Consider the following 13198-nt stretch of genomic DNA (forward strand, 5'->3'; position numbering starts at 1 on the left):
GGCAAGCCAGCTCCCACAGGGATTGAGGTTGTTCACGAATTTGCATTCACCCTAAAACACTGTAGGAGCTGGCTTGCCAGCGATGAGGCCAGCCCTGCCAATGCAAAACTTACTGACCGGCCGCGACACTCGCCGGCGCCTGCGACGGCGTGACAATGCTGCCCAGATCAATGTGCTTCCACTCAGGCTTGGCCCCGAGCCGCGCGTTGAAACGATAGTTGAAGGTGAACTCATCCGCCGTCGGCACCGTCAGCGGCTTGCCGTACACGGCCTCGATCCCCGCCAGGTCATAGCCCATCAACTGCAACAGCGTCGGGAAAATGTTGTAGTGGCTGGAGCGATCCTTGTTTGTCGCCAGTTGCGCCGACCAGTCCAGCGTCTTCAACCCACTGCCGGAAATCACCACCAGCGGCACCAGCCCTTCCTCCTCCACCGGAGCGCCGCCGCAGTGGGTGTTCAATCCCGGATTGCCGCGCTCGTGCAGATCCTGGCCGTGGTCGGAGGTATAGATGAGCAACGCATTGTTCAGATTGCCCTGAGCGAAGACCCGCGCAAAGAACTCACCGACATTCCACAACACGGTGTTCTTGTAGGCGTTGCGATACAGCACCCAGTCATCCGGCTGACCATTGAAGCCGTTGCGCTCGCCAGTATCGGCCACTTCGGTGAATTGCCCGCGCGGCAAGGTCGGACGGTAGGCCATGAACGCATCCGGGTATTTGTCGTGCACCGGGAAATGCGCGCCGACCTTGTTGATCACCACCAGTTGCGGTTTGTCGTCGTTGAGCAATTCGATGAGTTTCGCCGCAGCGGCCATGTCGCGATCACGCACGCTGGTCTGGTCGAATTGCACGAATTCGTCGATGTCCTTTTTCTCGGTGTCGGTCATCAGGTTCTGCAGGTTGCCAGCGGTGCGCTGGGCGTCGATGTATACCGTGCGCAGTCCGGCTTTTTTTGCGTACTGCCAGATCGACGGCAACGTGGTGTTGATGCGCATGTAGTCGGCGCGGGTGCCACCGTAGCGCAGGGTCACGTTGGTGTCGGCGCTGCAATTGGCGATGGACGCGGCGTAACCGTAATTGAAGATAGCGACGCCGGGACGCGCTTGTTTGAGGTTGCTGTGCACGCCGAACGGCGCGTTGATGTCCAGATAATTGCCGGAGATGCTTTCGTCGATGATCAGCACGATGTCGTGGCCGACCGCTTGCGGGGCGCGCGCCAGTGTCACCGGTTCACGCGGGCCGACGGTGTTGTGCAGCGCTTCATAGGCAAACAAATTGAGGTAGGCCAGCGGCGTGTACATGATCGGCAAGCCCCGGGCGCCCTCACCCGCTCGCAAGAACAGCACGGCACTGAGCAACAACACGCCGCACAACGGCGCCGCCACACGCAAGGCGTTGGGAATCGCCAGGCCATGGCGGGGTTTCAGACCGATGCCGAGCAGCAACAGCAAACCGCTGAGTACGCCACGCAGGATCGCGTCCCGGTATTGGTACGCCGCTTCCTGGATGAAACCGCCGGAGTACACCAATGAGACGAAACCGCTGTAGGTCAGGTATTCCGTCGTGACCCGGGTACAAACGTCGAAAAATACCGCCGAAACAAACATTGCCAATGCGAACACGTGGCGAATGAGAGCCTGCCTTATATACGCCGTTAGATATAATGCCAAAGCGAGCGCCAAAAACATCGCGCCAAAAAGAAGTACAGCAAAACTGAGGCCGATAGCATTTAACCGATCAATGTAATATTCGGAAAAAAGCAACAGATAAACAATTAAGAGCAATTCTTTGGCATATCTGAACATGGCGATACCGGTCTTGCGAAAAGGCAGGGAGTCAAAGGTCTGGCAATCAGAACCTGACACTAGCACCCGGCTATAAAAGCGCAAGAATTGACTGCTTTTAATATAAAGCGTCAAAAAAACGATGACTCAAATCTGACACACGCTCCCTGCCATAAGCCTTTGAATTAGCGGCTTGCGACCGTTTATCGCTTAGTTGAAATCTGAACAAATCTGCACGAAAGCAACAATTTCAATCGCAGCAATGACTTGATGGCCAATCGCCAAAAAACACTCAAGTGTTATACCGATGCAACATGTCATTTTGCTGACACGCTTTTCAAACGCTGCGCTATACCCCTTTAACGATCTCATTCCGTAGTTAACTTTTTGGTGTTATTGAGGTGCGCAGATGGACGTGAGCGTATTTGGCACTGGCTATGTCGGACTTATACAAGCCGCCGCACTTGCAGATGTCGGTCATCGCGTTTTATGCGTGGACATTGACCCAAACAAAATTAAACAACTGCAACAAGCGGTGCCGCCCATCAGCGAGCCCGGTTTATCCGGCACGCTGGAGGAAAACATCAAGGCCGGGCGCCTGTTGTTCAGCACCCAGGCGAGTGATGCGGTGGAGCACGCCGAGCTGATTTTCATCGCCGTCGGCACCCCGGCCGACGAGGACGGTTCCGCCGACCTCAGCCACGTGCTCAACGTCGCCCGGCAGATCGCTTCGCACATGGAAGCCGACCGCACGCTGATCATCAAATCCACGGTGCCAGTGGGCACGGCCGATCAGGTACTGGCCACCGCCAACAGTGAACTGCAGCGCCGCGGCAAAGGTGATTTGGCCGTACGTGTGGTTTCCAACCCTGAATTCCTCAAAGAAGGCAGCGCCCTCGCCGACTGCATGCGCCCGGACCGGATCATCGTCGGCACCCGCGACGAGGCAGCTCGCGAGCAAATGAGCGAGCTGTACGCGCCGTTCTGCCGCAACCGCGAAAAACTGATGTTCATGGACAACCGCAGCGCCGAGCTGACCAAGTACGCCGCCAACGCCATGCTCGCCACGCGCATCAGTTTCATGAACGAGCTGGCCAATCTCACTGAATTGCTCGGTGCCGACATCGAAGCGGTGCGCAAAGGCATCGGCTCTGATCCGCGCATCGGTTACCACTTCATCTATCCGGGCTGCGGCTTCGGTGGCTCGTGCTTTCCCAAAGACCTGCGCGCTCTGCTGCACACCGCCGAACACAACGGCATGCCGCTGAAACTGCTGCGCAGCGTTACCGACGTCAACGATCTGCAACGGCACATCCTGTTCAGCAAATTGAAAGCGCAATTCCCCCAAGGCCTGGCCGGCAAATCCATCGCGGTCTGGGGCCTGGCGTTCAAACCCAACACCGATGACATGCGCGAAGCGCCCAGCCGTTATCTGATGGATGCACTGTGGGCCGAAGGCGCCAGCGTGCAGGCCTACGACCCGGAAGCCATGTCCGAATGCCGGCGCCTTTACGGTTACCGCAACGATCTGCACCTGTGTGCGACCCGCGACGACACTCTGGAAGACGCCGATGCACTGGTGATCTGCACCGAGTGGAAAAATTTCCGCGTGGTCGATTTCGAACTGCTTGCCGAAAAGCTGCGCTCCAAGGTGATCATCGACGGCCGCAACCTCTACAACCCGGAACAAGTGGCGGCCGCCGGCCTGCATTACAGCGGCATCGGTCTGCGCCACATTGCCCCTGAAGGACTGCGGCCATGAAGGTGCTGGTCACCGGCGCCGCCGGTTTTATTGGTGCCCATTGCGTGTTGCGGTTGATGCGCGACGGCCACTCGGTGGTCGGCCTGGACAATTTCAATGCCTATTACGACCCGCAACTCAAGCACGACCGCGTGCAGTGGGTACGCAAGCAGGTCGGCGATTTCCAGCTGGCCACGGTTGACCTGGCCGATGCCTCGGCCATCGACGCACTGTTTGTCCGCGAACGTCCGCAAGTGGTGATCCACCTCGCCGCGCAGGCCGGAGTGCGTTACTCGCTCGAAAATCCACGAGCGTATCTGGACAGCAACCTCAACGGTTTTCTGAACATTCTTGAAAGCTGCCGGCATCATCCGGTCGAGCACCTGATCTACGCCTCGTCGAGTTCGGTGTACGGCGCCAACCAGCACACGCCGTATTCGGTGAAGGACGGCGTCAACCATCCGCTATCGCTGTACGCCGCCACCAAAAAAGCCAATGAACTGATGGCGCACAGCTACAGCCATCTGTTCGGCATTCCCTGCACCGGCCTGCGCTTTTTCACCGTGTACGGGCCGTGGGGCCGGCCGGACATGTCGCCGATCCAGTTCGCCCGGGCGATCAGTGAAGGCACACCGTTGAAGCTGTTCAACTACGGCGAACACCAGCGCGATTTCACCTACGTCGACGACATCATCGAAAGCATCGCCCGCCTCATCGATCAGCCACCGCCGGTCAATCCGCAGTGGGATCGCGAGCAGCCCGACCCCGCCAGCAGCATGGCGCCGTGGCGCCTGTTCAACATCGGCGGGCAGCACCCGGTCGAGCTGAAAACCTATCTGGCGCTGATGGAAAAACATCTGGGCCGCAAAGCCATTGTCGAGCTGCTGCCGCTGCAACCGGGCGACGTGCTCAACACCTGCGCCGAGACCAGCGATCTGGCCCAGGCCACCGGATTTCAGCCCCGGATAGAGCTGGATGAGGGACTCGGGCGTTTCATCGCCTGGTTCCGCGACTACTACCCCACTGCCTATCGCCCACGTGCCGTTCGCGGCTGAATCAATGTGGAGGACTCCATGACTGGACATGAGAAAGGTGTACCGATCCTAGAAATGCGCCGCGACAAGCGCGTGGATCCCGAGCACCGAATGCGTCTCGACGCGGCGATCCATCGCCAGGGTCGCGGCTGGTTCACGGGCCGCGACGGCGGTCGGCCATGGCAGCTGTCACGCACCAATCGCGTGGTTGCCTGCCTTGGCGCGCTGCTGATCCTCGTATTGTTTTCCCCGCTGTTGCTGGGGCTGGCACTGGTCATCAAGTTCAGCAGCCCAGGGCCGGTGATGTTCGTGCAGAAACGCACCGGCTATCGCGGGCGCAAATTCGGCATGTACAAATTTCGCACCATGGTGGCCAACGCCGAAGAACTGAAAGAGTCGCTGCGCCACCTCAACAAGCACGGTGCCGACGCGATCGATTTCAAGATCGACCACGACCCGCGCATCACCCGCATCGGCGGTTTCCTGCGGCGCACCAGTCTTGATGAGCTGCCCAACCTGATCAATGTAGTGACCGGCGACATGCGCCTGGTCGGCCCGCGTCCGACCTCGTTCAACGCCTATCGCTACAAGGACAATCACCTCGCGCGTCTGGCGATCTACCCCGGCATGACCGGCCTGTGGCAGATCTCCGGACGCAGCAATATCGACTTCGACCAGCGCGTTGAGTTGGACCTCAGCTACATCGCCGAGCAGAGCCTTCTGCTTGATCTGAAGATTCTGTTGAAAACCCCCTTCAAAGTATTCAGCGGCCACGGAGCAAGCTAATGGACGGTTCAACCAACAAAAGCCTGAGCATCGCCACCCCCAGCGAATCGAACCTGACCTCGACCGTGCTGGATCTCGATCTGCGGATCCTGTTCCTGACCGCCGCCAATCCCGGCGCTGGCACCACCACCAGTGCCCTGGCGCTGGCCAGCCAACTGGCGCAAATGAGCAGCGGCCAGGTGCTGCTGGTCGACGCCAGCCAGTCGGCCGACAACCTCACCCAGCAGATGAACCTGAGCAAGGAGCGCGGCCTGCGCGACCTGTTGTTCAACCCGGACAACCCGCCGTTGTTGCAGGACTGCGTGGTGCAGGTGTCGAGCCTGCCCTTCCACGTGCTGCCCAACGGCCGGCCGATCCGCACGCTGGAGCACCTGACCGCCGAGCGCCTGAGCCCGTTGCTCGATCAACTGGGCAGCCAGTACCGCTTCGTGGTGATCGACGGCGACGCGGTGTACTCCGCCGCCGACACCCTGGTCATCAGCACTCAGGTCGACGGCGTGGTGTTTGTGGTCCGCGCCGAAGACACCCGCTGGGAAGTCGCCCAGGCCGCCGTGCAACGCCTGACTCAGGCCGGGGCAAAAGTGGTCGGCAGCGTCTTCAACCGGCGCAAGTACTACATGCCCAAATGGCTTTACAAAAACCTGTAAGCGAACGCAAAGGATGACGCCATGAACGCCAAAATGCTTGTCCTGCTGTTGCTGCCGCTTGCAGGCTGCACCAGCAATTCCGAGACCCGCAACATGCCGGTGAATATCCTCACCGCCACACCGGCCAATGCGCAGGCCACCGACATGCCGAGGGTCGAGCAGACCCTGCGTCCGAAAGACGTGCTGGATGTGATTTTCCACATCAGTACCAGCGGCTCGGACGCTTACCGCGTGCAGTCGGGTGATCAGATCGGCCTGAACTTCACCGCCGCCAGTCAGCTCAACGGCACGCAACTGGTGCTGCCCGATGGCACCATCGAACTGCCCGGCGCCAACACCTCGGTGAAAATCGCCGGGCTGACCAGCGAAGAAGCGCGTCAGGAAATCCAGCGTGCCTATGAGCGCAAGCAACTGTTCCAGCCTAATCGCAATCAGCTCGCGGTGCAGATTCTCAGCCCGCTGAGCAACGAGCAGAACCTCAAAAGCGCGCTGAACCACCCGGCCACCGGTATGAGCCGCGAAATCACCGTCGGCACCGATGGTTATGCGAGTTTTCCGGAAATCGGCGCGGTGCCGCTGCAAGGCATGACCGTCAATCAACTGGAAACCTTCCTCAACAGCAAGTATGCGCAATTGCCGGGACGGATGACTGTGGATGTGCTGCTGAAATCCACCGCCGGCAACGAGATCTATGTGCTCGGCGAAGTCGCTCAACCGGGCTCGTACCCGATCCGTCGGCCAGTGTCGGTGCTTGAGGCGTTGACCCTGGCGCGCGGTACCAACGTCAAGGCGCGGCTGGATTCGGTGGTGATCATGCGGCGCAACGGCAATCAGGTGCAGGCGATGAACTACGACGTGGAGAAAGCACTGTCCGGTGACGCGCCACAAATCGCCTATCTGCAGCCGGACGACATGCTCTACGTGCCAAAAACCAAATTGGCCAGCGCCGGCGAACTCGCCCGGCAACTGGCGGATGTGGTGCTGTTCCAGGGCGTGGGTTTCAGCTTCGGCTACCGCGTCGACAACAAAGGCAGTGACAACTGACTCTCAGGTGAACGACATGAACCCAAAAGAAAATTACCTGCACGAGTTCTTCAGGATTTTCTTCGCCAACAAGCAACTGGTGAAGCGCATCTTCCTGATCTTTGCAGTGATCGCGCTGTTGCTGCCGCTGTTGCTCAAACAGAGCTTCGATATCACCGCGCAGGTGATCGTGCAGTCGAAAAAACTCTCCCAGGGCGATGCAACCACGTCGCTGACCCAGGACAACGCCACCTTCATTCCGCCGTCGCTGGCGGACATGGAAACCGAAAGCAATATCCTCCGTTCGCCGGCGCTGATTCGTCAGACCATCAGCGAACTGCGCGACCAGGGTCAGTACAACCCGCCGCCGGGGATGCTCAGCAAGCTGGCCGGCGAACCGTTCAAGCGCTACGTCAGCACGCCGCTGCGCGAATACGTGATCAATCCGCTGCGTGACGCACTGGGCATGGAAACCGATCCGGTGCGCGACACGGTACTGGATGGCTTGACCCAGGACGCCATCGACAATCTGAAGATCGAAACCCTGCCGGGCTCCAATGTGATCTCGATCGTCTACAGCTTCCCTGATCCTGCCCAGGGCACAACGTTTGTTGCCACGTTGCTGCGAAACTATCTGGTCGATCGTCAGGCGCTGCAATCGATCGAGCTGCCGCACTCGTTCTACGAGACCAAAAAGCATCAGTATCAGGTGCGGCTCGACGGTCTGGAAGGCGCGCGGCTGAGCCTGCTGGAAAGCGTCGGTTCGTCCGATCCGAAAGAGGAAATCACCTTTCGCCTCAACGCGATCAATACCGAAGAACAGGCCCTCAACCTGTATCGCGATCGCTTGCTGCAAAGCCAGCGCTGGCTCGATTACCTGAAAACCAGCCTGGCCGCCGCCAACACCAACAAGCTTAACGACTACACCTTCCCGTTCACCTTCACCACGACGGTGGACAACATCGCGTTCGAAGACCGCGAGATCAGGCAGATGGGCGAGGCGCTGACCACTCAGGTCAGCCGCTATATGAACGACCTCGCGGTCTTTCAGCCCGGCAGCGAACCGATGTTGCTGGCGCGCGAGCAGATTGCGCGCACCCGCCAGCAGTTCCTCAAAGTGGTCAACAACCGCATTCAGGAACGCACGATCGACCTGTCGGTGGTCAGCCAGGTCATCGAGCAGAAAACCGCGCGCATCGCCGAGTTCAAGAATCGCATCCATCAATTGCAGCAGACCCAAAGCAAGCTGCGCCAGATGGACACCGAGATCGGCGCATTGCACGCAGCGTTTTCAACCTATGCGCAACGCTTTGCCGAAAGCAGCACGACCCGCGCGCTGGACAACGACTTGTCCAACGCCCGTGTCTTGAGTCCGCCGTATGAACCGACCGAGGCAGCGTTTCCCAAGCCGATGCTGATCATTCCGTTTGGCATGCTCACCGGTCTGCTGCTGGCCATTGCCTTTGTCTATGTGCGTGAGTTCTTCGATCACCGCTTCAAGCATCCGGCGCAAATCAGTCATGAACTGGGCCTGCCGGTGCTGTTGGTGCTCAACGAAGAAACGTCGCAGCCCGGCAATCCGCACAAGAACTGGACCATGCCTAGCCTGGTTCACTGGGTGCGCAATTGAACGCGGCGTCCACCCCGTGCGTCGCCCTGCCGATCATTCATTTGCTCAGCAGCGGCGGCTTCTACGGAGCCGAGCGGATGTTGCTGGATCATTGTCTGGCGACGCCGGGGCAGCATCAGGTGCTGTTCCTCGACGCGCCAGCCGAGCTGATCGAGCGCTTTCGCCAGGCCGGGGTGGACGCTCGCGGCTGTGCCGGGCTCGGCGGGCTACTGCGGCACTTGCATCAGCGCCGCAGTGACCAGCCGTTGCTCAACACGCACAACTTCAAAGGACAACTGTTTGGCTGGGTCGGCGCAACGCTGTTGCGCCTGCCGCTGGTGGCCACTCAGCACGGCTTCACCCCGCGCAGTCGCAAGCAAAAGTTCTACACCTGGCTGAGCCTGCAACTGTGCCGCACGGCCTCGGTGAAGCGGGTGATCTGTGTAGCGCAAAGCATCGCTGCGCTGCACCGTCAGGCCGGCGTCCGTGCTGAGAAGTTGCAGGTGATTCCCAACGGTTTGCCAGCAGCGCCAGCGATGCCGCCGGCGCTGGAGCGACCACGCTGGCTGGCCGGTTACGTCGGTCGGTTGAGCAGCGAGAAAGGCCCGGATCTGTTTCTTGATGCGCTGATTGCGCTGTGTCACCAGCATCCGCAACTGGACGCGGTGATGCTCGGTGACGGTCCGGAACGTGAGGCCTTGCAGGCGCGTATCGACGCTGCCGGTTTACAACAGCGGATTCGGCTGCCGGGCTATCAGACGGCGATGCAAGGCTGGTGGCAGCAACTCGATGCGCTGGTGATCAGCTCGCGCACCGAGGGTACGCCGATGATTCTGCTCGAAGCGATGCAGGCCGGTGTGCCGGTGGTGGCGTTCGCGGTCGGTGGCATTCCCGATGTCTTGCAGGACCGTCACAACGGTCTGCTCGCCGCACCGACCGATACCGCCGCCCTCGCCCGTCAGCTCGACACCTTGCTGGCCGAACCGAAACTGGCCGCGCAACTGCGCGACAACGCCAGACGCACACAACAGGAACGCTACGACCTCAAGGCTTTGGCCGAACGCTGGTCGCAGCTGTACATCCACACGGCACGGGAGGCACGCGCATGATTTTCCCGCTCTCGATCGTCAGTCTGCTGGCACTGGTCTGCATGGCTTTGCTGGTCAGTCCTTATCCGTATCTGGCGCCGGGGGCGGTGCTGGGGCTGCTGGGTTTCACGGTGCTGTACCGCAAACCGGCCTGGGGCTTGCTGGGCATTGCCGCGCTGGTGCCATTTGAAGGGTTCTTCAAGGACAGCGCGTTTTCCGGGAGCAAATTCCTCGGTGCTTCGCTGGCGCTGATCCTGGCGTTGCAACTGGCATTGCACCAGATTCCATCGCAGCGCCTGCGCAGCAATCTGTGGCGCTACCTGATCGGTTTCATGGCGCTGTACCTGCTGAGCCTGCTCGCCACCGACAACATGGGCATGTCACAGAGTCATCTGCGTGAATTGAGCGTGGGCCTGATTCTGTTCGTGATCACCCTGTTGATCGGCCGTGAGCTGAACCTCGATCTGTTCGCCCGACTGGTCACGCTCAGCGTCAGCACGACCTGCGCAATGGCAATGTTTTCCAGCCGATTCCAGGACAAGGGCCGCGCCGCCGGCCTGCTCGAAGACCCGAATGCCTTTGCTCTGCTGATCGCCTTCGCCGTGCCGCTGGGCCTGCTGCTGGTGATTCGCAGCCCGAACCTGCTGCAACGTTTGTTCTGGGCGGGCTGCTGCCTGTTGCTGCTGGGCGGCATGACCAAAACGGAGTCGCGCTCAGGCCTGGTGGTATTGGCCTTGAGTCTGGCGTTCGGGGTCTGGCATTACCGCCAGCACCTGCACCGCATTCGTCCCCGGCATTTGGGCTTCGCCATGCTCGGCGCCGCCATCGTCCTGCCATTGGCGATTTATGCAATGCCGGCCGGTTATCTGGCGCGTATCCAGTCGCTGAGTATCTTGAGCGCCGGGGCCAAGGCTCAGGATGAATCCCTCGGCCGTCGCGCCTCGTACATTGTCGTCGGCAGCCAGATCATCCGCGAGCATCCGCTGCTCGGCTCCGGCCCCGGGACCTTCCCGCTGCACTACGCAACCACCGGTTATGCCAAGGCGTTCTCCGCCAACCGCAAGATCGGCGACCTGTATCGCCGGGCGCACAACACTTATCTGGAGATTTTCAGCGAAGTGGGCATTCCCGCCGGCCTGCTGTTTGTGGGAATGCTCGTGCAGGGTTTTTACAACCTGATCCGCGCACGACGCGCATGGCTGCAACGACGCGAGTGGCAGCACGCGGACCTGATTACCCATCTGGGAATGAGCTTTCTGTCGTTGACGCTGTTTCTGATGTTTCTCAGCGCGCCGAACCTGAAATACCTGTGGATCATGCTGGCGCTGACCTGGGTGCTGCGCCTGAAAGCCGAGCAAGCACCGCTGATGGAGGCCAGGGCATGAGCCGGATCAGCGTCGTCATTCCGATGTACAACGAGGCTCGGCACATCGGCCGCACCCTCCTGGCCGCTCGCAAAGCCGCGAACGCCGCCGACATCGACTGTGAACTGATCGTCGTCGACAATGGTTCCACCGATGACGGGCCACAGATCGCCCGCGCATTCGGCGCACAGGTGCTGGTGTTGCCCGGTCTGCTGATCGGCGCCTTGCGCAATCGTGGCGCAACGCTTGCCAGCGGTGAATGGCTGGCGTTCATTGATGCCGATATCGAAATGCCCGAAGACTGGCTGACCCCGTTGTTCGCCCTGGCGGCGGATGCCCAGGGCGACGTCTTCGGCCTGGACCTGCACACCCCGGCCGCCGCGCCATGGTATGCCGCCGCGTGGCAGCGCCGCTCTTTGCGTCCGTCGAATCGTGCCACGCGCAGCGTGCAATGGCTGCCCACTGCCAACCTGCTGATGCGCAAGCAGTGGTTCGACAAGGTCGGCGGTTTCAATGAAACCCTGCGCACCGGGGAGGACAAGGAGTACACCCTGCGTCTGGGCAGACACGGTGCTCGCTTGCTGTCGGTCAATACCAGCGTGGCCCTGCATTGGGGTTATGAAATGACCTGGCGCGAATGGATCGGCAAGGAGCTGTGGCGTCAGGGCAGTCACCTGCAATTGCTCCGCGCCCACGGCATGAGCCTGCGGCTGCTGCGCTTTCCGTTGCTGTCATTGCTGGTGTGGTTGCTCGATGTTCTGGCGGTCTTTGCGTTGCTCGCGGGCTATGCGCAGCAGGCGTTGATGCTGCTGATGGCGGGCCTGCTACCCAGTCTGCTGCTCAGCGTGCGGCAAAGCATTCGCCACCATAACGTCAACCTGACCTTGCAACTCTGGGGCCTGCACTGGGTGCGCCTGCACCTGGCCAGCGCCGCGTTGATCCTCGGTCTGTGTCATTGGAACGCCAGGAGGCCCGCCCGTGGCTGAATTCATTTTTTGCCTGTGCCTTGTGCTGCCGGCGTACGCCTACATCGGCTATCCGCTGCTGCTGACCTTGCTGGCGCCGCTGTTCCCGGCCTGGCGGCACGCGCCGGCACCGCCGCTGAACGTGAGCATCGTCATCGCCGCGCACAACGAGGCGCGACACATCGAGCACAAGTTGCGCACGCTGCTGGCCCAGGATTACCAACCGGCGACGCTGCAGATCATTCTCGCCAGCGACGGCTCGAACGATGACACTGTGGCCTGTGCGCACAAAGTGATTGATCCGCGCATCACCGTGCTCGACCTGCCGCGTCAGGGCAAAGCCGCCACACTGAATGCCGGCGTCGCCGTGAGCAGCGGCGACATTCTGGTGTTCACCGACGCCGACAACCAATGGTCGCGCGACACCCTCGGCCACTTGCTCGCGCCGTTGAGCGATCCGCAGGTCGGTGCCTGCGCCGGGCACATGGTGATTCCGGTCACGGGTGGCGGCCTGAGTATCGGCGACAGCCTCTATCGGCATTACGAAGGCTGGTTGCGCCGGGTCGAGAATCGCACCGGTTGCATGGTGTCCGCCGACGGCGCCCTGCTCGCCTTGCGCCGCGAACTGTTCCAGAACGTACCGGCCGAGGTCAACGACGATTTCTTTATCAGTACCTGCGCGCCGGTCGCGCACAAACGCATCGTTTACGTTCCCCAGGCGCAAGTGATCGACCAGGGCGTCGACGAAGCGGACAAACAATGGCGCCGGCGCCAGCGGGTCACCGTCGGTGGTCTGCAAAGCCTGGCGCAACGCCGCGAACTGCTGAATCCGTTCAAGTATGGCCTGTACTCCATCGCCTTGATCAGCCACAAACTGATCCGTCGACTGGCGCCGGTGCTCTTGCTGCCACTGCTGCTGAGCAATTTCTGGCTGTGGAACGAGCACGGTTTCTATCGCTTGAGCCTGATCGCGCAATTGATCGGTTACGCAATTGCCATCGCCGGCCTGCTGGATTCGCAACACCGTTTGCCCAAACCGTTTCGCCTCGCGGCGTTCCTGCTGGTGACGCTGGCAGGCATGAGCGTCGGCCTGTGGCAGTTCTTGCGCGGGCAACGCTACGCACAGTGGAATCCTGACCAGAATCGTTGAGAGGA

At 60.7% G+C, this 13198-nt stretch carries 11 protein-coding genes; 10 read left to right on the forward strand and 1 reads right to left on the reverse strand.

Annotated features, from left to right (window positions below):
• Positions 1–109: 109 nt before the first annotated feature.
• The gene (locus ACM6IV_RS11555; protein ID WP_414870078.1) at positions 110–1807 is read right to left on the reverse strand and encodes a sulfatase-like hydrolase/transferase; all 1698 of its coding nucleotides are present in this window, start codon (positions 1805–1807) and stop codon (positions 110–112) included.
• Positions 1808–2195: 388 nt separating this feature from the next.
• Here ACM6IV_RS11555 and ACM6IV_RS11560 point away from each other — a divergent pair, with 388 nt between their 5' ends.
• The 10 genes from ACM6IV_RS11560 to ACM6IV_RS11605 are packed head-to-tail and all read left to right on the forward strand — an operon-like array spanning position 2196 to position 13193.
• Positions 2196–3548: a UDP-glucose dehydrogenase family protein gene (locus ACM6IV_RS11560; RefSeq protein WP_414870079.1), complete on the forward strand. Its 1353-nt coding sequence runs from the start codon at positions 2196–2198 to the stop codon at positions 3546–3548.
• Positions 3545–4582: an NAD-dependent epimerase gene (locus ACM6IV_RS11565; protein ID WP_414870080.1), complete on the forward strand. Its 1038-nt coding sequence runs from the start codon at positions 3545–3547 to the stop codon at positions 4580–4582. Before ACM6IV_RS11560 ends, ACM6IV_RS11565 begins: the two co-directional genes overlap by 4 nt.
• Before the next feature lie 18 nt (positions 4583–4600).
• Positions 4601–5347, forward strand: coding sequence for a sugar transferase (locus ACM6IV_RS11570; RefSeq protein WP_414870081.1), 747 nt, complete (start codon positions 4601–4603; stop codon positions 5345–5347).
• Positions 5347–5994 carry a CpsD/CapB family tyrosine-protein kinase gene (locus ACM6IV_RS11575; RefSeq protein WP_414870082.1) on the forward strand — a complete coding sequence of 216 codons (648 nt, stop codon included), beginning with the start codon at positions 5347–5349 and terminating at the stop codon, positions 5992–5994. The genes ACM6IV_RS11570 and ACM6IV_RS11575 overlap by 1 nt, the downstream gene beginning before the upstream one ends.
• 21 nt (positions 5995–6015) lie before the next feature.
• Positions 6016–7038, forward strand: a complete 1023-nt coding sequence (locus ACM6IV_RS11580; RefSeq protein WP_414870083.1) for a polysaccharide biosynthesis/export family protein — start codon at positions 6016–6018, stop codon at positions 7036–7038.
• 16 nt (positions 7039–7054) lie between these two features.
• Complete coding sequence (locus ACM6IV_RS11585; protein ID WP_414870084.1) at positions 7055–8647, forward strand: GumC family protein; 1593 nt, start codon at positions 7055–7057, stop codon at positions 8645–8647.
• Positions 8644–9735, forward strand: coding sequence for a glycosyltransferase family 4 protein (locus tag ACM6IV_RS11590; protein WP_414870085.1), 1092 nt, complete (start codon positions 8644–8646; stop codon positions 9733–9735). Before ACM6IV_RS11585 ends, ACM6IV_RS11590 begins: the two co-directional genes overlap by 4 nt.
• The gene (locus ACM6IV_RS11595) at positions 9732–11099 is read left to right on the forward strand and encodes an O-antigen ligase family protein (protein WP_414870086.1); all 1368 of its coding nucleotides are present in this window, start codon (positions 9732–9734) and stop codon (positions 11097–11099) included. Before ACM6IV_RS11590 ends, ACM6IV_RS11595 begins: the two co-directional genes overlap by 4 nt.
• Positions 11096–12064: a glycosyltransferase gene (locus ACM6IV_RS11600; RefSeq protein WP_414870087.1), complete on the forward strand. Its 969-nt coding sequence runs from the start codon at positions 11096–11098 to the stop codon at positions 12062–12064. The genes ACM6IV_RS11595 and ACM6IV_RS11600 overlap by 4 nt, the downstream gene beginning before the upstream one ends.
• Positions 12057–13193: a glycosyltransferase gene (locus ACM6IV_RS11605; RefSeq protein ID WP_414870088.1), complete on the forward strand. Its 1137-nt coding sequence runs from the start codon at positions 12057–12059 to the stop codon at positions 13191–13193. The genes ACM6IV_RS11600 and ACM6IV_RS11605 overlap by 8 nt, the downstream gene beginning before the upstream one ends.
• Positions 13194–13198: the final 5 nt, after the last annotated feature.

It is taken from the genome of Pseudomonas sp. IT-347P (genome assembly GCF_949768005.1).
In the GTDB taxonomy this organism is placed as follows: Bacteria; Pseudomonadota; Gammaproteobacteria; order Pseudomonadales; family Pseudomonadaceae; genus Aquipseudomonas.

Coding starts and splice junctions, on each gene's coding strand:
- ACM6IV_RS11555 (WP_414870078.1), bottom strand. CDS start 1,807: ATGTTCAGATATGCCAAAGAATTGCTCTTAATTGTTTATCTGTTGCTT.
- ACM6IV_RS11560 (WP_414870079.1), top strand. CDS start 2,196: ATGGACGTGAGCGTATTTGGCACTGGCTATGTCGGACTTATACAAGCC.
- ACM6IV_RS11565 (WP_414870080.1), top strand. CDS start 3,545: ATGAAGGTGCTGGTCACCGGCGCCGCCGGTTTTATTGGTGCCCATTGC.
- ACM6IV_RS11570 (WP_414870081.1), top strand. CDS start 4,601: ATGACTGGACATGAGAAAGGTGTACCGATCCTAGAAATGCGCCGCGAC.
- ACM6IV_RS11575 (WP_414870082.1), top strand. CDS start 5,347: ATGGACGGTTCAACCAACAAAAGCCTGAGCATCGCCACCCCCAGCGAA.
- ACM6IV_RS11580 (WP_414870083.1), top strand. CDS start 6,016: ATGAACGCCAAAATGCTTGTCCTGCTGTTGCTGCCGCTTGCAGGCTGC.
- ACM6IV_RS11585 (WP_414870084.1), top strand. CDS start 7,055: ATGAACCCAAAAGAAAATTACCTGCACGAGTTCTTCAGGATTTTCTTC.
- ACM6IV_RS11595 (WP_414870086.1), top strand. CDS start 9,732: ATGATTTTCCCGCTCTCGATCGTCAGTCTGCTGGCACTGGTCTGCATG.
- ACM6IV_RS11600 (WP_414870087.1), top strand. CDS start 11,096: ATGAGCCGGATCAGCGTCGTCATTCCGATGTACAACGAGGCTCGGCAC.